A 19,475-nucleotide genomic window follows, 5' to 3' on the forward strand; every position below is an offset into this window, starting at 1 on the left:
AAATTCGTAAAGTTCGGTAGTAAAACAAAGGTGCTGCACCAGGATTGCGAAAAAACTAACCGATCATCTTCAGCTTTGAAGCTGATTGAAGAATCGGATTTGCTTGCACTCTGGCCCGTAATTATCCCACCGAATAGGATTATCGTGAAGAATTCGATCAAACTTGGAATTTTGGCGATCGCCATTGCGCTAGTGTCGGCTGGATGTTCTTCTGGTGAGGTACCGGGCGAGGATGGCGTAGGTCGCGAGAACGAAGCGACCGGGTCATCACCTACCACGATATCCGCAACGTCCACCTCTCGATCCTCGGCTTTGGTGGCGGGAGTCCCTGATATGAGCAGCATGTCCGGGCCGTTGCTGGTCACTTGTCTGAAAGACGGAAAAAGTCAGCCGCAGGGTTACATCGCAAAAGAGTCGAAAAGCGTCACGCTTACTGTTGTCGATCCGAAAACCGGGAAGGGTGATATCGCGCGTCAGTTCGACCTTCCTCCAGATTTTGAAACACCCCGATCTTGCGGGTACGACCAGCGTGGGCGGAAGTATTTCGATGCAGGTTACAGTCTCATTGCCGTCGAGTTCAAAGAGAAGGAAACGAAGGAGCCTCACGTCGGCTTCGTGGATGCCGCCACGGGAGTGGTTACCGACGTATCTCGATGGCTGGCTGGGGCTGGTAACTTTGCGGCGAAGATTGACCATAGTGTGCCGATGTTTGACGCGTCGGACAATCTCGTCTTTTGGGATGGTGTCAATAATGCCTGGATTTCGGTTGATTTGAAAACGAAGGGTGTAGTAGGAAAGGTTTCTGAAAATTCAATGGGATACCAAAATCATCCGGTATTCCTTTCGATGCCGGATGGACTTCCCTGCAAGCCAATCTGGAAGATTGATTCAACGCGCTTTCTGGTGCATTTCACCGGCGGGGAAGGCAAGCAAGACTCGATTGCTTTGTGGACTTCTGACACCCCGTTGACGGATGATGACGAAGGGCGTCAAGCTGCTGAAGAAATCAAATGGGGTGATATTCCTGAGGAGCTACGCCTAAGTAGCAATCTGACACTTGTTGCCGCCACGCTCTGTGCTGAACTTAATCCAGTGCGACTAACTCCGCTGATGGATTCCGGAAGTATCTCCAATGCAGTAGTTTCTCCAGATCTTAAAGCTGGTGTAATCACAGTTTCTGGAGCTCGATCCGGAGGAAGTCGATATTCTTTGGACGCGTCCAATCCTGATAACTTGAATCCGATTGCGGATAACTTCGATGGAAAGTATGCATTTATCGACTGGATCTGAACACGTGAGGGACTCAGCAGACTGCCGCCGATCCGGACGCGTTCCGGTTTTCCAGGTCGTCATGCACCGGAACTGTGAAGCCACGATGCTCGCGTGCGACCGCGGCGACCGGGGAGGGCTGAGAATCGTCCTCCAAGTCACGGCGCATCGATTGGAATGTCTGCGAGGAGTGCACATGCCCCAGATGCGTATTGATCGGCAGATCAGGCGCAGGCCTCGAATCAATCCCTCTCGTTTCGGGCCATTGGGCCCTCGGTCGGTGGGTCCTTGACTGACCACTGGGTGTGACGCCGGTCTCGATTCAACTTAGGTAATCCTTTTCTTGACTAATTCCAGAAAAGCGGCATACTGGGAAACATGCGAGACGGAGAGCATGACTTCGACCCCCGAGCGCAACTGCGCGCCGTCGGGTTGAGGGTCACTGCTCCGCGCCTCGCCGTGCTGGATGCGGTTACAGCCCAACCGCATTCAGACGCCGATTCTGTTGCAGCACTCGTGCGGCAGCAGCTCGGATCGGTATCCACACAGGCCGTTTACGACGTGCTGAAGGCATGCGTGAACGCAGGATTGCTGCGACGCATCGAGCCGGCGGGTTCACCCGCACGGTTCGAGACGAGGACTGGTGACAACCACCATCACCTCGTCTGTCGCGGCTGCGGCAAGGTCGTCGACGTCGATTGTGTTGTCGGCCAAGCTCCCTGCCTCGAACCTTCCGACAATCACGGCTTCGAAATCGACGAAGCCGAGGTCGTGTTCTGGGGCCGTTGCCAAGATTGCCTGAAGAATTCTGCCGAATCCGACACCGAGTCGGACGCGGTCTCGCAGAATCGAATTGATGCGTCCAGAACCTCCGAGTCAGCCACCTCGCATGCAGCCCATGCGTTCGGCTCGGATGCAGCCCCGCTCCTCTGACGCCCAGCCCACAACGCTAGGAGGCTTCGCCATGACCAAGCCCACCACCAACAATTTCGGTATCGCGGTCGCAAGTGATGACGAATCGCTGACCGCGGGTATTCAGGGGCCGGTGCTCCTTCACGACCACTACCTGATCGAGAAGCTCGCGCAGTTCAACCGCGAGCGTGTCCCGGAGCGCATCGTCCACGCCAAGGGCGGCGGCGCTTTCGGTGAACTCGTCATCACACACGACGTCAGCAAGTACACCAAAGCCGCGTTCCTGCAGCCGGGTAAGAAGACCGAGTCGCTCGTCCGCTTCTCCACCGTCGCCGGTGAGCAGGGCAGCCCCGACACCTGGCGCGATCCGCGCGGTTTCGCGATGAAGTTCTACACCGAAGAGGGAAACTACGACCTCGTCGGCAACAACACTCCGGTGTTCTTCATCAAGGACGCCATCAAGTTCCCCGACTTCATTCGTTCGCAGAAGCGACTCCCGGGTTCCGGTCTTCGTGACCACGACATGCAGTGGGACTTCTGGACTCTGCGCCCCGAGACCGCTCACCAGGTGACCTGGTTGATGGGTGACCGCGGTATCCCGAAGACCTGGCGCAACATGGACGGCTTCGGATCGCACACCTACCAGTGGGTCAACGCTGCGGGTGAACGCTTCTGGGTGAAGTACCACTTCAAGACCGATCAGGGCATCGAGTTCCTGACGCAGGCAGAAGCAGACAGCCTCGCCGGTAGCGATCCTGACTACCACCGCGCGGATCTGTACAACGCCATCGAGGCCGGTAATTTCCCGAGCTGGACACTCAAGGTTCAGATCATGCCGGTCGACGAGGCCGAGGGCTACCGCTTCAACCCGTTCGACCTCACCAAGGTTTGGTCCCAGAAGGACTACCCGCTGATCGAGGTCGGCAAGTGGACGCTGAACCGCAACCCGGAGAACTTCTTCGCGCAGATCGAGCAGGCTTCGTTCGAGCCGTCGAACGTGGTGCCCGGCATCGGATTCAGCCCGGACAAGATGCTTCTCGGCCGCGTCTTCTCCTACGCCGACGCACATCGTTACCGCATCGGCACCAACTACGCCGACCTGCCCGTCAACGCCCCGAAGAACGAGGTGAACTCCTACTCCAAGGAGGGCGCCATGCGTTACAGCTTCAATTCCCCGTCGACGCCGGTGTACGCACCGAACTCGTACGGCGGACCGCATGCCGATCCGTCGGTTGCCGGTGACGAAGGCCTGTGGGCGTTCGACGGCAAGGCTGTGCGCGCCGGATACATCGAGCACGCCGAGGACGGCGACTTCACGCAGGCCGGAACGCTGGTCCGTGAAGTTCTCGACGACGCAGCTCGTGAGCGCCTGGTGAGCAACATCGTCGGCCACGCCCTTGCCGGCGTCAGCGAGGAAGTTCTGCTGCGTGTCTTCGAGTACTGGAAGAACGTCGACGCAGATTTGGGTAAGCGCGTCGAAGAAGGCGTACGCGCAGGTCAGTGATCCGCTGACCTGACAATCGAATAGGTGTACCGAATGCGGGCCGCTGCAAGGGAAATCGATTCCCGGCAGCGGTCCGTTTTTGTCTGCCCAACTACAGCAGCGCGAACCAGTAGACGAAGCATGCGAGAAGGAATACAACGACTGACTCCATGACGACACCCCTGTTCGACGTGCACTTCTGCTGTTCGCACCCTCCATGATCCGCTTCTCGAGCGGAGAATGCTCGGGGCACAAGTTTCGCGAACCGAGGTGTTGGGCAGTCAATTCCCATGGCAATAGGTGCGGTTCTCTTCGACATCGACGGAACGCTCGTCGATTCCAACTATCTGCACGTAGAAGCATGGTCGCGAGCGTTCTTCGAGGTAGGTCGCCCGGTTGACGCGTGGCGGGTGCATCGCAGCATCGGCATGGACGGAGACCAACTACTGGAGACGTTGCTCGGCGAAGACATCGACGGGTGCGGGCCACGGGCCAAGGAGCTTCACACCAAGTACTACCGGCAGTCGGCTGACCGCCTCCGGGTACTGCCGGGAGCACGAGAGTTGATCCGCCGAGTTCACTCGCTCGGACTGCACGTCGTGCTCGCAACTTCGGCGCCGGACGACGAACTGGAGTTGCTGCGCCGGACGCTCGACATCGACGAAATGATTTACGCCGCCACCTCTTCGGAATCCGTCGACGTGGCCAAGCCTGATCCGGACCTGATCGAGGTCGCGCTCGCGAAGGCAGGTGTCGACGCGGGAGATGCGGTCATGGTCGGAGACGCCACCTGGGACATGAAGGCGGCGACATGGGCGGGCGTTGTGGCTGTGGGAGTGCGCAGCGGCGGCATGTCGACCGACGAACTCGAAGGCGCGGGTGCTGCTGCCGTGTACGACGACGCTCGCGATCTTCTCGACCACCTCGACGGCAGTGTGGTCTCCGAACTCGTTTCAGGCCTCGATACCAGGAGTTGATCAGTGATGGCACGATTCGGCTACACGTTGATGACCGAACAGGCCGGCCCGAAAGAACTGGTTCGCCACGCAGTTCGGGCCGAAGAAGTCGGCTTCGACTTCGAAGTGATGAGTGATCACTACTCGCCGTGGCTGACCGAGCAGGGGCATGCGCCCTACGCCTGGTCGGTGCTGGGAGCAGTCGCCCACGCCACCGAGCGAGTCGGCTTGATGACGTACGTGACTTGTCCGACCGTGAGGTACCACCCTGCCGTCGTCGCTCAGAAAGCCGCGACGATCCAGATCCTCGCGGACGGGCGCTTCACCCTGGGATTGGGAAGTGGCGAGAGCCTGAACGAGCATGTGGTCGGCGAGGGTTGGCCGTCCATCGACACCCGCCAGGACATGCTGCAGGAGGCGGTGAGCATCATTCGCGCACTGCTCGCAGGAGACCTGGTGAGCTGGAAGGGGGAGTACTTCGACGTCCAGTCCGCCAGGATCTGGGATCTCCCGGAGAATCCGGTTCCCCTGGCACTGGCCATGTCCGGTGACAAGTCCGTCGAGCGTTTCGGTCCGATGGCCGACGATCTGATTGCCGTGCAACCGGATTCGGAACTGGTACACATGTGGAAGCATGTGCACGGCCGGGCATACGGCTTGGCTCCCGCAGGCCGGACCATCGGTCAGATTCCGATCTCGTGGGATCCTGACCGCGACACGGCAATCGCCCGAGCTCATCAGCAGTTCCGGTGGTTCGGTGGAGGGTGGTCCGTGAACTCCGAACTGCCGACGCCGGCGAGCTTCTCGGGCGCAACTCAGTTCGTGCGTAAAGAGGATGTAGCTGAAAGCATTCCGTGTGGTCCCGATCTCGATGTGATCGTCGAGGCGGTCAAGGCATACACGGACGCCGGATTCACCGATGTGGCACTGGTACAGATCGGTGGAGATACCCAAGACCGATTCTTCGACGAGGCGGCCAAGCCGCTGCTCGAGGCTCTGCACGTCGAATTGGGTTGATCGAGACGATCAATCGAGTTCCGCCGAGTGGGCTCTTGTCGAGTCGTGCGCTACCGCCGTGCAGCTTCGCCTGCTGCGCGACGAGGGCCAACCCCAAACCGCTTCCGGCGTCGCCCGCACCGGTACCACGAACAAATCTTTCGAACATCGCTTCGCGTTCTGAAGGCGCGATCACGGTGCCGTTGTCGTCGACGAATACCGTCGCCGAACCGGTCGCAGCCCCTGATCGGACGGTGATCTCGACTTCGTCGGCGTTGCCGTGCCGAACGGAATTGGTGACGGCGTTGGTCAGCACCAGACGGATACCCGCGGGAAAGGCCTGAACCGAAAGTTCTTCCGGTGCTTTCAAACGAACGTCGACCTGAGGGTGCAGACGGCGGGCGTCAGCGACGGCACGATCGGCAACCTCCACGAGATCGACGTCTGCACAGTCCTCGGGATCGGCCACTTCACCCAGGGCGAGCGTCTCGAGATCGGTCAGGGTGCGCTCGATCTGGCGCTGCGCCTCCAACAACTCGCTGGACAGTTCGCGGCGTTGGCTTTCCGTGAGATCCAGTGTTGCGAGAACTTCCAGATCGGTACGCATCGACGTGAGAGGTGTGCGTAGTTCGTGGGCGGAGACGCGAGCAAAATCGCGTGCCGACTCCAACGCCTCTTCGGTGCGGCTTCGATCGCTTTCGATGCGACTTAGCATGCTGTGGATTGCTTCGGACAGTTCTTCGGCTTCGCGCGTTCCACGCACCGACGGTGCCCGGCGCGAGAGTCCTTCGACGTCGAGGTTGTTGCCGATCGAACTGGTGGTCTCGGTCAATTGCTGTAGGGGGCGGACGGCACGGCCCGTGAGGAACCAACCGAGCCCGGCCGCGGCAAGAATGGCGACCACTGCTGCAGCGGCCACTTGGAACTGCTGCTCACGGATTGCCTGGGTCAGTGGGTCTTCGGGGATGCTGACGGCCAGTGCGGCGCCGCTGTCGCCGGGCACCAGAACATCACGACTGCGAACATCGGTGGTAGCCAAGGCGCTGACGGTCGCGGCGTTGAATCCGGGGCTGACCACGGATGGTTCTGTTGTTGCAGTTGGTGTTTCGATGAATAGTGGGCTCGGCGCACTCGCCGCGACGCCCAGGGTGACGGAATCGAGAGTGCGTTCGAGTTGTTCGGATCCGTTGACACGCAGAAAGACCGCGAACGCAATTCCGATCGCGGCAATCACGATTCCGGCGGCCAGGCCCGAGGCGATGGCTACGCGAGTCTGAAGTGACAGCGGCCGCTTCATCGTTCGGCCCTCAGGACGAAGCCCACCCCACGCACTGTGTGGATCACGCGGGGAGTCCCGTCGACTTCGAGTTTCTTGCGTAGATAGGTGACAAAGACGTCGACGACATTGGTGTCGGCAGCGAAGTCGTAACCCCAGACGAGTCGCAGGAGTTGTGCGCGACTGAGTACGACACCGGCGTGCTCGGCGAGTACCGACAACAGGTCGAATTCTCTTTTGGTGAGTTCGATTCGTCTACCGTCGATGTGCGCTCGATGGCCACGGAGATCGACCGTCAGCGGTCCCACCGTGATCGGATGGTCGACCGACGGGGTGGCTCGCGTCGTGCGTCGAAGTAATGCGCGGAGTCTGGCGACGAGCTCGGCCAACTCGAAGGGCTTGGTGAGGTAGTCGTCGGCGCCCGCCTCCAGCCCCGCGATGCGATCACCCACGGAACTTCGGGCGCTGAGTACGCAGATCGGAACCTCGTTGCCGATCGCGCGCAGGGCGGTCACCACCCCGACGCCGTCGAGGCCGGGCATGTTGACGTCGAGAACGAGCGCGGCCGGGCATTGCTTGTTCACCGATGACAAGGCCGATCGTCCGTCGACGGCAGTTGCCGTGTCGAAGCCCGACAATCGGAGTCCACGTTCGAGCGAATTCAGAACCTTCGCGTCGTCGTCAACGATCAGGATGCGCTCGCGTGTACTCACCCCAGCCATGGTGCCATCGGATCAAGGCCTGGGGCCTCGCTCGGAGCGAGGGCCGTCGCATTCTCATCAACTCCTAAGAAACCGACAACAGATCTGCAGTGTTGGCTTCATAACCTCGGGTTTCTCGGATGCGACCGCGCCGAGAACTCGAGAACGTTCGATCAAGGAGAACTACGATGACGCGATTGAAAGTGAACGGCAAGCGGGCCCGCCGGACCGGTGTGGTGGTGGCGTCCGTGGCGGTCCTCGGTATGGCAGTGGCGCCGGGAATCGCCTGGGCTTCCAATCCGATTTCCGACGGGTCGCCGGTGGCGGTGCGGTCGATCGCGACCGCTCCGTCCGAGTTGGGTGTGGCTCCCGAAGTAGCGTGTGGTGTCGCGGCGCCGATTTCCGACGAGGAGCTGCAGAAGCTCATCGACGAGGGGAAGGTCGTGCGCGCGGAGGAGGCCGGTACGGCCGGAGTCACTATCGAAGTGCCGAGCGAAGCTGCGACATTCGTTGCGCGTGAAGGGGTGCCGGCGTTGCCGACCGTCGAGTGGGCTCCGACGACCGAAGGTGTTCCGGCAGAGGTGCTCGACATGGCAGGCGTCGCTCCGCTGGAGGAGGGCGTTGCCCTGTCATGCACGGTTGCCGCGGGCTGACGAGCGAAAAAAGCTCCGCATGAACCGCTTTGACCTGGAACGGTACGGCCGTACTCAACTGGGTCTGGAGGTTGGTCAAGCCTGTCGGTAGCACTTGCTACGTTCGGGGCGGTCTCGGCGAGCATGCCGGGGCCGTCGCCGACGGCGTCATGTGTGTGGTGTCTTGCAGAGGGTGCGGTACGGCCTGATGCGGGGCGCGTTTCGAAAGGTGTTGTGTTTCATGGTCATGGGCCCCACCCACGCGATGTCCGGTGCTGCTGTGGGGTTGGTGGTTGCGGAGTTGTTGCCTCTCGACTGGGGAGGGCCCACATCCACTGCGGAAACTTTGACCTTTGCCGGAGTGTGTGCCGGAGCCGCCTTGCTTCCCGACCTCGATACCGGTCAGTCGACGGTTTCGCGATCATTCGGTCCGCTCAGCAAGGCTCTGGCCAAAGGCATCGACGCAATTTCGGTGACCTTCTACCGCATCACCAAAGGCAAGAAGGACGGCAAGCGTCGTGGTGGGCATCGGACGCTCACGCACACCGCGCTGTTCGCCGCCGGGTTGGGTGCCGGGGTCTCGGCGCTGGTTGTTCAGTTCGGGAAGCCAGCCATCATCATCACCCTGTTCTTCTGCCTCGGGTTGGCCATCCGTGGATTGGCGGGTGAATTGGCCAAGGAGAAGGGTTGGCTCGCGGTCTCCGCCGTTGCGTTGGTGCTCTCTGCCCTCACCTGGCAGTGGTATCCGAGTGAGGCTGGATCCACGGGGCTAGGTGTTGCGGTGGCCTTGGGCTGCGCCACGCACTGTCTCGGCGATGCGATCACCAAGGAGGGAGTGCCGTTTCTTGCACCCCTGATCCCGCTCGGCGGCAAGCGATGGTGGGAGCAACGGCTGCCGTCATTTCTGTCCATCCGCGCAGGTGGGAACCTCGAGAAGGTTCTGATCGGGCCGGCTCTGACGGTTCTGACCGCCTGGTTGATCATCAGTGCGTTCGACGGCGCCCCGGAAGCGATCTACGCCGTGTTCGCTCCGATGGTGCAGTAAGCGTCGGAAAACTTTTATTACGGAACCACTGGCATCGTAATCATATTTGTTCTACGTTCGTCCTGACATGAACCGAGTCGGCTGACGGAGTGAGCAGTGGTGCATCAAGCAGAACGCAAGGCAGAGCACAGCTCCGGAGAAGGCGGTGTGAGCCGGCGCGGATTTCTCGCAGCAAGTGCCGGTGCTGCCGCGCTGACGGGTCTTTCCTGGGCGCCGGCGGGGGCGGTTCCCTGGGGTTCGGCATCGACCATCGCCCCTCCGCCCGGATTTCCGTCGGACATTCCGTTGTCACAGCAGGCATACGCCAATTGGTCGCGGGAAATCATGCTCGACAGTGTGTGGACGGCGACGGCGCGTCACAGCGACGACGTCGTCACCCTCGCGAACTGGGCGTTCGACAACGGTTACACGGTGCGTGCGCGCGGAACGATGCACGGGTGGAGTCCGTTGACGGTGGTGCCCGGCGCACCTTCGGATCGAGTTCTGCTGGTCGACACGATGACGAACTTGACTTCGGTTGTGGTGCAGCACGGCACACCCGCAACAGCCACGGCGGATGCTGGGGCCAGCATCGAAGCGATTCTGACAGCGCTCGAGCGAGAAGGGCTCGGCTGGGCCAACTCTCCGGCGATCGGTGAGCTGTCCATCGCCGGAGCGCTGGCGATCGGTGCCCACGGGGCAACCTATCCGGCGGCGGGGGAGACGATCACCCCTGGTCAGTCGTACGGATCGCTGAGCAACCTGATCACCGAGATCACAGTGGTGGCGTGGGACGAAGGCAGTAATCGCTACGCACTGAAGACTTTTCACCGATCAGATGACGAGAGCACGGCTTTCCTGACCCACCTGGGCCGAACCTTCGTCACCTCCGTGACGCTGCAAGCCGGGGAGAATTATCGGCTGCGGTGCCAGAGTTTCACCGACATTCCGTGGCAAGAGCTCTTTGCTGCTCCCGGTTCGCCAGGGCGTACCTACGAGAGTTTCGTCGAGAAATCCGGACGGGTGGAAGCGATCTGGTTCCCGTTCACCGAAACACCGTGGCTCAAGGTCTGGACGCCGACCCCGGTCAAACCGCCGGAGTCCCGAGAAGTGAGCGGGCCGTACAACTACTTCTTCTCCGACGCGATTCCCGAAGAAGTCACCACCCCGTTGGGGATGGTGGCGCAGGGTCTTCAAGCTGCGACACCACTGTTCGGTGCCTCCCAGTTCGGAGCCGTAGCAGCAGGATTGGTGCTGACCGACACCGACGATCTGTGGGGATGGTCGAAAGATGTTCTGTTCTACCTGCGGCACACAACGTTGCGCGTCGTAGCCGGTGGTGGCGCAGTGATCACCAAGCGGTCCAACATCGGCCGTGTCGTGCACGAGATGACGAGTTGGCTGAACGAACGAATGACGCACTACGCGTCGCTGGGGCGGTATCCCGTCAACATGCCGTTCGAAGTGCGTCTCTGCGGGGTCGACGACAATGGTGAAGTCCTTGTCGACAGTGCCGGCGTGCCGGATCTGTCGGCGGTGCGGCCGCGGGCGGATCGTCAGGACTGGGACACTGCCATCTGGATGAACGTGGTCTCGATTCCTGGCACGGCAGGATTGCCCGCGTTCCTTCGTGAGATGGAACGGTGGATGGTCGCGAACTACTCCGGCGATTACGCGACTTTCCGTCCGGAGTGGTCCAAGGGATGGGCATTCACCGATCATGCGGCGTACCAGGACGACGAATTCCTCACCAGCACAGTGCCTGCCACCTTCCGTGCCGGTGGCGACGGGAATTGGGACTTCGCTCTCGCTACTCTCGACGAACACGACCCGCACCGTGTATTCAGCAATACGTTCCTCGACCGCGTATTGCCACCCAGCTGAATCTTTTACTGCGGGAGCCGTTTGCGCCAACGTACGTCGGTGACGCGGATACGCTGATTGTTGTCACCGTTCCAGTCGACGCTCAGTCCCTGGGCTCGGAGTGCGTCGGCTACCTGGCGCCCGACGGTCTGATCGGTGTGCGCAATCATGTGTGCCTTGGCGGTTTCGTCGCCGCCGAAGGCAGCGGCGATCAGCGCGGGATCGAGATCATGGGCCGGACGAAACGCACTGTAGGACAAGTAGAGATCGGACGGCTCGTCGCCGAGACGCTCCGCATCTTGCATGTGGAAGAACGTGTACGCCCACTGAGCAAAGGGATACCCGTTCTCGTCGGGTTCGGACGGCGTGCGTTCGTCGTCGATTTCGGTAGTGCCGCACTGCATGCAGCAGGTGAAGTTCATCCGGGCCACGATGCCGTTGCGCTCGAGTTCGGCGAAGGCTGCGGATACGCGCTCGAAGTCGCCGGGAGCCGTCCACTGCGTCTGCTCCACGAGTCTGTGGTCCCAGACTGCACGCACTCCCGCGTCGATCTGTCTGCCGAGTTCGTCGTTCTCGAAGCCGCCCTCGACACAGTCTCGGGCGGCTTCGCAGATTTCTTCGAACGTCGCGAAACCTGGGAGTACCAGTTCGCGTGCTTGCTCACGGACGGCGACGATGTCAGCCTCACTGAGCACCGGCGCTGACCGTGACTGTGCTGACCGTGACCAGGGCAATCGCATACCGGCACCGTACTGCACCGATCCGACCGTCAGGCGACGTCGGCTGCTGCTTTCGTTTCCTCCTCGGTCGACGGGGCGGGCTTGTTCGGGATGAGCGCCGTGGCGATCAGGCCCACCACGACAAATCCGGCCGCAAGGTATCCGCCGAGTGTGATGCCGTGAGTCATCGCAGACTGGGCGGCATCGGCAACGAAAGCAGTGCTCGGTGAGCCGGCCAGTGAGTCGATGGCGGCGCCTGCGCTGTCGGTGACTGCCCGCGTCAGCTGATCAGCCTGAGCTTGGTCGACACCGGATTCGGTGAGGTCGTTGTTCAGCGTCGAATTGAGAGTGCTGAAGAACACCGTGGTGAGGACGGCGATGCCCAGTGCCGATCCGAGTTGGCGGAACGCACTCTGAATGCCGGAGCCTTGACCCGCGCTCTGCTCGGGAATCTCTTCGAGCACGACGTTGGTAACCTGCGCCGTCGCGAAACCGACACCGATGCCGTAGAAGAACAGCACTGCGGCGATAGTCCACCAGGGGCTGTCTGTTGCAGCGATGAATCCGAGACCGGCGAGACCGAGAGCTTCGAGAGCCAGGCCGATACGGACCAAGCCCAACGGCGAGACCTTCGATGCCAGCCCGAAGCTCGCACCACTGGCGACAAAGCTGCCGATGGCGATGGGAACCAGCGCGAGTCCGGCCTGGAGTGCGCTGTATCCGAGCGTGAACTGGAGCCAGAGAGGAAGCACCGCAACGATTCCGAACTCACCGAGTCCGATGATCAGCGTCGCGATGTTGCCGTTGCGGAACGACGAGATGGAGAACAACCGCACGTCCATCAGCGCCCGCGACGGATCGTCACTGCGGGTGAGCATGGTTTGACGGTAGGCGAACGCAGCGAGCGAGATGACGGCGAGAACCAGCGCCACTAGAACCAGTGATGGTCCGCTGGACCATGACAGACCGAACAGATCGAAGGGTTCCTTTGTGGTCAGCCACCCGTACGTTCGTCCCTCGACGAGGCCGAAGGCCAGCAGGCCTAGGCCGGCGATGGACAGCGCTGCTCCGGTGGCGTCGATGCGCCCAGCGGTGCGCGGCGAGGGGGCGATGAACAGCACTGCGCCGATGAGAATGAGCGCAGCAAGCGGAATGTTGATCCCGAATGCCCAACGCCATGAGGCATGTTCGGCAAGCCAGCCGCCGAGCAGTGGGCCGAGGGCGGATGCAGCGCCGATGGTGGAGCCCCAGACCGCGAAGGCCTGGCCGCGAGCTTTGCCGGTGAACATCGCGTTCAGAAGCGACAGCGACGTGGGCAGGATCATGGCCGCGCCGGCGCCCTGCAGGAATCGTGCCAGGATGAGCAGACCGCCGTTCGGCGCCAGTCCGGCCAGCAGGCTCGTTGCGCCGAACACGACGACTCCGGCGATGAAGATGCGACGGGCGCCGACCAGGTCGGCAACTCTGCCGACCAGAAGCAGCAGCGCCGCGAACACGATTGCGTAGGACTCTTGGATCCATTGAGCCTGAACGGAATTGATCCCGAGATCCTCGATGATCGAGGGGACTATGACGTTGACGATGGTGGTGTCGACGACGATCAGTGCCACGCCGAGTGCGATGGCGATCAGGCCCAGCCACTTTCGGGTGGTGGGTGAGATGTTCACGAATAAACCTCCATTGTGAAGTAACTTCACTATGAAGGTATATTTGAGGCGGTAAGTTGTCAACGTGCGCGCTGGGCTCGACCGGCCGCCGTCTGGCACAGGAAAGGTGGGATCACCGAGGTGGAGGCACCGCGCGACATCTCCGTGGAGCGGGAGCGGCTGATGGACGAATTCCGTACGTACGGTGGGACGTTCACCGAATTCAGTCATCGATTCGCGTCGTGGCTCGGCCTGCATTCCACCGACGCAACCGCACTGATGGAAATCACGGCGGCTGAGGAGAAAGGTGCGCCGCTCTCGCCTGCCCGCCTCGGCGAGCGGATCTCACTGACGTCGGGCGCAACCACCGCGTTGCTCAATCGCCTGGAAAAGGCAGGGCATATCGTCCGGACCCGCGAGAATGCAGACCGCCGCGTGGTCACGCTGCACAGCAGTGCGCATGTGCAGGATCTGGCGGACGAGTTCTTCGGGCCCCTTGCTGTGCGACTCGACGCCATGATGGCGAAGTACCCGCCCGAACTGCTCAGTCGATTCGAGGAATTTCTCGTCGACCTGCATTCCACGATGAACGAGCACCTCGAGCAGGACAACCGCTGAACAAAAAACGCCGCTCGACTCCGGAGAGTCGAGCGGCGGTCTTAGCTTAGGTGACGGCTACTTGCCGAGCTTGGCCTGCAGATCGTCGAGAACCAGGCCGGCACCTGTCGGGCCGAGGCCCAGGAACCAGGTCTCGTCGCTCACCTCGGTGGCGCGTCCTTCCTTGACTGCGTCCATGCTGGCCCACAGCGGTCCGGCAACAACCGTGGTCTGGCCGGTGTCGGCGGGATTTCCGTAGCTGGAGTAGAAGATTCGGTCACCCTCCGCCTCGGTGATCGTTTCCGGGCTGACCTCGACGGCCAGTTCGTCGATGTCCTGGATCGCCGGGCGGGGCAGACCGACGTCCTTCAAGATGACGCCGATGAACGACAGATTGCCGTACAGGCGCAGCTTCCCGGACATGAAGCGAACCAGTGAAATTGTCGGGGAGCCGTCGATCGACTCACGGACCTTGTCGGCGTGCTCTTGGTAGTCGTTGAGAACCTGCTCAGCCTTGGTCTCTTCGCCGAGTGCGTCACCGGCAAGGAGGAAGTTCTCCTTCCATGGGAAGCCGGGGCGGATGCTGAAGACCGTCGGCGCGATTGCCGCGAGCTGCGGGTAAAGCTTGTCCTGGCGCAACTTGCTGCCGAGGATCAGATCGGGCTGCAGTGCGGTGATCGCCTCGAGGTTGAGATTGTTGGTGGTGCCGACGTCGGGGACGCCGACGAGCTTGTCGGCCAGGTACGACGGCTGACCGGCGGCACTTTCCGGGCTGGCGATGCCGACCGGGGTGATCCCGAGAGAAAGAACCTCGTCGAGTTCGCCGCTGTCGAGCACGACGACGCGGGTCGGCTTGGCTTCGAGGGTGGTCTCGCCCAGAGCATGGGTGATGGTGCGTGGGAACTCGCCGGGCGCGGCATCGCTGCCGAGCTTCGCGGTTTCCGTGTCGGCGGTGCTGAACAGCTTGCCGCCGGTCGCGACATCGGTGTTGCCGTTTGCGTTGCCGCCGGCGTCGGACGAGCCGCAGGCCGTAGCGGCAAAAACAGTCGCCAGGGCAACCATGGCGACCCGGACCGACGTGCGGCTCCGGAGAGTGGTGCGTGAATGCATTAGGCTACCCTACCTTCTGTCCATATGGCTTGGTCAGGGAGGTATCCGCACCGTCGATACCAGGTGAAGGGCGCGTCAGGTCTCGCTCAGCGGGACCTCTACGCAATTCGGACAACAGGGCGTGACCAACGTGTTAGCTTCGCGAAAGACCTGTACTGGTAAGCGAAGACGCGTGTAGTGAGGATTTCGATGACCCTGAACATTGCCGATCTGTTCGAGGCCGTTGCCGATGCGATCCCCGATCGGGTTCCCTTGATTCTGGAAGACGTGCGGTTGAGCTACGCCGAACTCGAACTGCGATCGAACCGACTCGCTCATCATCTGCAGTCGGTGGGCGTCGAACCGGGCCAGCATGTCGGTATTCACATGCGGAACTGCGTCGAGTACGTCGAAACGCTCCTTGCCTGCTTGAAGATCAGAGCGGTACCGATCAACGTCAACTTTCGCTACACGGATGCCGAACTCTCGTACATCTACACCAACTCCCAGATGGTGGCACTGCTGGTCGAGGCAGAATTCGCGCCGACGGCACTGGCCGTGGTTCCGCAGTGTCCGGAGATCACCCACGTGCTGATCGTCGGCGACGACTACGAGAACGCCCTTGCGGCGCAGTCCGATACCCGCGACTTCGGCCCTCGCAGCAACGACGACCATTTCATCATCTACACCGGCGGTACAACCGGAATGCCCAAGGGTGTGGTGTGGCGGCACGAAGACTTCTTCTTCGCCGCGCTGTCCGGAGCGAACCTCAGCGGGCCGCCGCGTCGAAGCCTCGAAGAGGTTGTGGACGCGGCCGTAGCCAACACCGATCCGACTGTGCTGCTACTCATCCCGCCGCTCATGCATGGAGCCGCGATCTATTCACTGCTCACGGCATTTCTCATGGGAGCTCCCCGTGTGCTGACCCGCAGCTTCGATCCGATGGAAGTGCTGCGACTGGTCGAGGCCGAGAAGATCACCGGAATCACCGTCGTCGGCGACGCGATTGCTCGACCGATTGCCGACGCCATCGCCGCAAGCGAAGGGCGCTACGACCTTTCGACTCTCCAACTGATCGGCTCGGGTGGCGCATTGTTCTCGCCGAACCTCAAGGCGGAACTGACGACCCGATTGCCGGGGCTGGTGATCAAGGATGCATTCGGTGCTTCGGAATCCGGCAACGACGGCGTCGTCGAATTCGGTGAGGACGGTTCCAAGCGAATTCGATCCAACCCCAACATGATTCTTGTCGACGACGAATTCCGTCGCATCGAACCCGGCTCGAACACAGTCGGATTCATCGCCAGGGCCGGCCATGTTCCCGTGGCCTACTTCGACGACCCCGCGAAGACTGCTGCAACTTTTCCCGTCGTCGACGGGGTGCGTCTGGCGGTACTCGGGGACATGGGCACGATGGAAGCCGACGGAACCATCGTGCTGCTCGGGCGCGGTTCGATGTGCATCAACTCCGGAGGCGAGAAGGTTTATCCCGAAGAAGTCGAGCAGGCACTCAAAACACACCCGGCAGTTTTCGACGCTTTGGTGGCGGGTGCGCCCGACATTCGATTCGGTGAGAAGGTCGCCGCGGTGGTGCAGGTTCGACCGGGGTTCGAAGATGTTGCGACGGAATCGTTGTCGGAGCATTGCCGCACCCACGTCGCCGGGTACAAGATTCCCCGGTCGATCGTGCTCGTACCAAGCATCCTCCGCTCACCCAGCGGGAAGGCCGACTATCGTTGGGCTCGCGAAACCGTAGCGGGAGTGTGAATCAACTTCCGATACCTCGGACGACGCACCACTCGTTTCCCTCGGGATCCAGCAGCACCTGAAAGGTACCGGCCGGGTCTTCCTGAACATTGCCGACCCGAGTTGCGCCGAGGCGCTCGGCAGCCTCGGTTGCGGCGACGACGTCATCCACGCTGACGTCGATGTGCAGGCGATTCTTCGTCAGCTTTGATTCCGGTACGCGTTGGAAGGCGAGGCGAGTTCATCCGGGCGGGTCGACAAACGCCCACTCCTCGCTCCGCTCTACCGGCTGTCCACCGAGGACGCCGGCCCAGAATTCCGCCAACTGAGCTGGTGCGGAGCAATCCACAACTACTTCGTCGACCTGCCCGATCACCGGTTCACAGCTCCACTGAATTCGGCTGTCACAACTGCGCTCAATTCGGCTGTCACAACTGCGCTCAATTCGGCTGTCACAGCCAGGGCTCGATCGGCTTCTTCACCCACATGATCTTCTCGTCCGGATGCTCACGCTGAGCCTCGGGACGGTCTGGGTTAGCGGCTGACCACACGGATTTCTCGTCGAGCAGTCCGGCGGCGATAGCCCAAGTCTCCCGCGTGCTCGGCGGATTGGCGCCGGCCGCCCGCGCGAGTTTGCGCAGCCGATCGTCGGGCATGTCGAGCAACTCTGCACTGCTGATATCGCGGTCCCAGGCGAACTTGGCAAGACCGACAGCTTTCTCACGTCGGCTACGGCTCGCCATGTCGTTGTGCGCGAAGTCTGGTTCGGATGCCACGGCTTCACCTTATCGTCAACGAAATTGAGGCCCTCCCGCGTAAGCGGAAGGGCCTCAATTTCTGTTCTTCACTGTCGGGGTGGCGGGATTTGAACCCACGACCTCTTCGTCCCGAACGAAGCGCGCTACCAAGCTGCGCCACACCCCGTGTCGAACCTCGGTTAGCTTACATTACCGAGTCGACTGACATTAAATCCGCAGGTCAGTTGCGTAGAACCGACGCTGGAGACTCTGCGGAACTGTGCGCGGAGACATGCTCCGGTTCGCGCCTGGTAGCCGGAACCAGAGTCAGCAGAGTTGCCTCGGGACGGCAGCAGAAGCGTGCCGGAGCCCACGGCGAAGTGCCGATGCCCGCTGAGACGTGCAGCTGGGTGTGTGCGCCCCACTTCGACGGTCCCTTGACCCGGGATCGGTCGATCTGGCAGTTGGTGACCAGCGCGCCGTAGAACGGAAGGCACAGCTGACCACCGTGCGTGTGGCCGGCGAGCACGAGGTCGTAGCCGTCGTCGGCGAACCGGTCCAGAACTCGCGGTTCGGGCGAGTGCGTCAGGCCGAGCTTGAGCTGGGCGACGGGATTCGGTGTTCCGGCGACGGTGTCGTAGCGATCGCGCTTCAGGTGCGGATCATCGACGCCGGCGGCAGCAATGCGAATACCGGCCACTTCGAGTTCGCGGCGCACGTGGGTCATGTCGAGCCATCCGCGTTCGGTGAACGCGGCCCGCAGGTCGCCCCAGGGGAGAGGATCCCCGGTGACGCGCTTGTCCTTGTTGAAGATGTAGCTCAGCGGATTCTTCGGTTTCGGAGCGAAGTAGTCGTTGCTGCCGAAGACGAACAGACCCGGTCGAGCCAACAGATCTCCGAGCGCCTGGACCACTGCTGGAACGCTGCGCTGGTGCGACAAGTTGTCGCCGGTGTTGACCACGAGGTCAGGGTCGAGGCCTTCGAGCTCACGCAACCAATTCTGTTTCAACCGTTGGTTCGGCATCATGTGCAAGTCGCTGAGATGGAGGACCCGCAGCGACGACGAACCGGGCGCCAGGACTGGCATCGTCACCTCACGCAGTGCAAATGCATTGCGTTCGATGCCGGATGCGTACCCGATCCCGAGTGCAGCGGCGCCCGCGGCACCAAGTGCGGCGCGGGTCAGGTTGGTGCGGAACTGGTCAGACACCCCTCAAGGATACGGGTGTGACCTTCTTCTGCGTCGCTCTCGCCGCCTTTTACAGCTATTTCACAGAGAATTGTGTCCGGGCGGAGGTAACTATCGGCACGCTCGAAACGCCGAGCGCGTAGCGTTTCCACCATGTCCGACACGACACCATCGCTCAAAGCCACCCTCCGAACCGACATGGTTGCATCCATGAAGGCGAAGGATCCGCTACGTACAGCCACCCTTCGGATGCTCATGGCAGCCGTCCAGACCGAAGAGGTAGCCGGTAAGGAAGCTCGCGTCCTCACCGACGAAGAAATCATCAAAGTCCTTGCAAAGGAATCGAAGAAGCGCGGCGAATCGGCCGAGATCTACACCGAGAACGGTCGCGGTGAGCTTGCCGCGAAAGAGCGCGCAGAAGCTCAGATCATCGACGAGTACCTGCCGACGCCGTTGACCGACGCCGAGCTTGTCGACGTCGTCGACACCGCCCTTGCTCAGGTTTCCGAGGAGCTCGGTGAGCGTCCCGGGATGCGTCAGATGGGCCAGGTCATCAAGGCCGCCAACGCTCTGGCCAAGGGCAAGGCCGACGGCGCACGTATCTCTGCAGCAGTGAAGTCCCGCCTGTAGAAGCGCGCTT

At 61.6% G+C, this 19,475-nt stretch carries 18 protein-coding genes, 1 tRNA gene and 1 pseudogene; 11 read left to right on the forward strand and 9 right to left on the reverse strand.

The genetic code is table 11. From position 1 onward, the window contains the following. Positions 1-144 precede the first annotated feature (144 nt). From ACFQ6Y_RS15545 to ACFQ6Y_RS15565, 5 genes are all read left to right on the forward strand, one after another. Positions 145-1,290 carry a hypothetical protein gene (locus ACFQ6Y_RS15545; protein ID WP_378634121.1) on the forward strand — a complete coding sequence of 382 codons (1,146 nt, stop codon included), beginning with the start codon at positions 145-147 and terminating at the stop codon, positions 1,288-1,290. 357 nt (positions 1,291-1,647) lie between these two features. Continuing rightward, positions 1,648-2,202: a Fur family transcriptional regulator gene (locus tag ACFQ6Y_RS15550; protein ID WP_378634127.1), complete on the forward strand. Its 555-nt coding sequence runs from the start codon at positions 1,648-1,650 to the stop codon at positions 2,200-2,202. Positions 2,203-2,233: 31 nt separating this feature from the next. Then, positions 2,234-3,685, forward strand: coding sequence for a catalase (locus tag ACFQ6Y_RS15555; RefSeq protein ID WP_003943483.1), 1,452 nt, complete (start codon positions 2,234-2,236; stop codon positions 3,683-3,685). A 269-nt stretch (positions 3,686-3,954) separates the two neighbouring features. Beyond that, complete coding sequence (locus tag ACFQ6Y_RS15560; RefSeq protein WP_378634131.1) at positions 3,955-4,641, forward strand: HAD family hydrolase; 687 nt, start codon at positions 3,955-3,957, stop codon at positions 4,639-4,641. Between the two features lie 6 nt (positions 4,642-4,647). Next, positions 4,648-5,637 carry an LLM class F420-dependent oxidoreductase gene (locus ACFQ6Y_RS15565; RefSeq protein WP_378634135.1) on the forward strand — a complete coding sequence of 330 codons (990 nt, stop codon included), beginning with the start codon at positions 4,648-4,650 and terminating at the stop codon, positions 5,635-5,637. On the opposite strand, the gene ACFQ6Y_RS15570 is transcribed toward ACFQ6Y_RS15565, so the two are convergent. After that, a complete protein-coding gene (locus tag ACFQ6Y_RS15570; protein ID WP_378634138.1) occupies positions 5,534-6,913 on the reverse strand; it encodes a sensor histidine kinase in 1,380 nt (459 codons plus the stop codon). The two genes, ACFQ6Y_RS15565 and ACFQ6Y_RS15570, sit on opposite strands and share 104 nt — an antisense overlap. Continuing rightward, positions 6,910-7,614 carry a response regulator transcription factor gene (locus tag ACFQ6Y_RS15575; RefSeq protein ID WP_042922831.1) on the reverse strand — a complete coding sequence of 235 codons (705 nt, stop codon included), beginning with the start codon at positions 7,612-7,614 and terminating at the stop codon, positions 6,910-6,912. The genes ACFQ6Y_RS15570 and ACFQ6Y_RS15575 overlap by 4 nt, the downstream gene beginning before the upstream one ends. Positions 7,615-7,781: 167 nt before the next feature. Here ACFQ6Y_RS15575 and ACFQ6Y_RS15580 point away from each other — a divergent pair, with 167 nt between their 5' ends. From ACFQ6Y_RS15580 to ACFQ6Y_RS15590, 3 genes are all read left to right on the forward strand, one after another. Further along, entirely contained in the window at positions 7,782-8,246 is a 465-nt protein-coding gene (locus tag ACFQ6Y_RS15580) for a light harvesting protein subunit alpha (RefSeq protein ID WP_378634141.1), read from the forward strand. A 220-nt stretch (positions 8,247-8,466) separates the two neighbouring features. Continuing rightward, positions 8,467-9,270 (forward strand): metal-dependent hydrolase, encoded by an 804-nt coding sequence (locus tag ACFQ6Y_RS15585; RefSeq protein ID WP_047270024.1) that lies wholly within the window; start codon positions 8,467-8,469, stop codon positions 9,268-9,270. A gap of 96 nt (positions 9,271-9,366) precedes the next feature. Next, a complete protein-coding gene (locus ACFQ6Y_RS15590; protein WP_378634146.1) occupies positions 9,367-11,133 on the forward strand; it encodes a cholesterol oxidase substrate-binding domain-containing protein in 1,767 nt (588 codons plus the stop codon). A 5-nt stretch (positions 11,134-11,138) separates the two neighbouring features. Here ACFQ6Y_RS15590 and ACFQ6Y_RS15595 read toward each other — a convergent pair whose 3' ends face one another. Together ACFQ6Y_RS15595 and ACFQ6Y_RS15600 are read right to left on the reverse strand one after the other, a co-directional pair. Beyond that, on the reverse strand, positions 11,139-11,852 hold the full coding sequence (locus tag ACFQ6Y_RS15595; RefSeq protein WP_378634151.1) for a DUF6891 domain-containing protein: 714 nt from the start codon (positions 11,850-11,852) through the stop codon (positions 11,139-11,141). A gap of 29 nt (positions 11,853-11,881) precedes the next feature. Then, on the reverse strand, positions 11,882-13,498 hold the full coding sequence (locus tag ACFQ6Y_RS15600; protein WP_378634155.1) for a DHA2 family efflux MFS transporter permease subunit: 1,617 nt from the start codon (positions 13,496-13,498) through the stop codon (positions 11,882-11,884). Positions 13,499-13,618: 120 nt separating this feature from the next. Here ACFQ6Y_RS15600 and ACFQ6Y_RS15605 point away from each other — a divergent pair, with 120 nt between their 5' ends. Continuing rightward, positions 13,619-14,095, forward strand: coding sequence for a MarR family winged helix-turn-helix transcriptional regulator (locus ACFQ6Y_RS15605; RefSeq protein WP_378540474.1), 477 nt, complete (start codon positions 13,619-13,621; stop codon positions 14,093-14,095). Positions 14,096-14,152: 57 nt separating this feature from the next. Here ACFQ6Y_RS15605 and ACFQ6Y_RS15610 read toward each other — a convergent pair whose 3' ends face one another. Next, positions 14,153-15,184 (reverse strand): ABC transporter substrate-binding protein, encoded by a 1,032-nt coding sequence (locus tag ACFQ6Y_RS15610; RefSeq protein WP_378537068.1) that lies wholly within the window; start codon positions 15,182-15,184, stop codon positions 14,153-14,155. Positions 15,185-15,373: 189 nt separating this feature from the next. On the opposite strand from ACFQ6Y_RS15610, the gene ACFQ6Y_RS15615 reads away from it, so the two are divergent. After that, a complete protein-coding gene (locus tag ACFQ6Y_RS15615; RefSeq protein ID WP_378634159.1) occupies positions 15,374-16,930 on the forward strand; it encodes an acyl-CoA synthetase in 1,557 nt (518 codons plus the stop codon). 1 nt (position 16,931) lies between these two features. On the opposite strand, the pseudogene ACFQ6Y_RS15620 reads toward ACFQ6Y_RS15615, so the two are convergent. The 4 genes and pseudogenes from ACFQ6Y_RS15620 to ACFQ6Y_RS15635 form a co-directional block, all read right to left on the reverse strand. After that, positions 16,932-17,285: pseudogene (locus tag ACFQ6Y_RS15620) on the reverse strand (VOC family protein). A 76-nt stretch (positions 17,286-17,361) separates the two neighbouring features. Then, positions 17,362-17,685 (reverse strand): hypothetical protein, encoded by a 324-nt coding sequence (locus ACFQ6Y_RS15625; RefSeq protein WP_378634162.1) that lies wholly within the window; start codon positions 17,683-17,685, stop codon positions 17,362-17,364. Positions 17,686-17,759: 74 nt separating this feature from the next. Continuing rightward, positions 17,760-17,833, reverse strand: a tRNA-Pro gene (locus ACFQ6Y_RS15630). Positions 17,834-17,887: 54 nt separating this feature from the next. Next, positions 17,888-18,856: a metallophosphoesterase gene (locus ACFQ6Y_RS15635; RefSeq protein WP_378634165.1), complete on the reverse strand. Its 969-nt coding sequence runs from the start codon at positions 18,854-18,856 to the stop codon at positions 17,888-17,890. Between the two features lie 132 nt (positions 18,857-18,988). On the opposite strand from ACFQ6Y_RS15635, the gene ACFQ6Y_RS15640 reads away from it, so the two are divergent. Then, positions 18,989-19,465, forward strand: a complete 477-nt coding sequence (locus ACFQ6Y_RS15640) for a GatB/YqeY domain-containing protein (protein WP_230816530.1) — start codon at positions 18,989-18,991, stop codon at positions 19,463-19,465. Positions 19,466-19,475 lie beyond the last annotated feature (10 nt).

Source organism: Rhodococcus sp. NPDC056516 (genome assembly GCF_042794655.1).
Taxonomy (GTDB): Bacteria; Actinomycetota; Actinomycetes; order Mycobacteriales; family Mycobacteriaceae; genus Rhodococcus_F.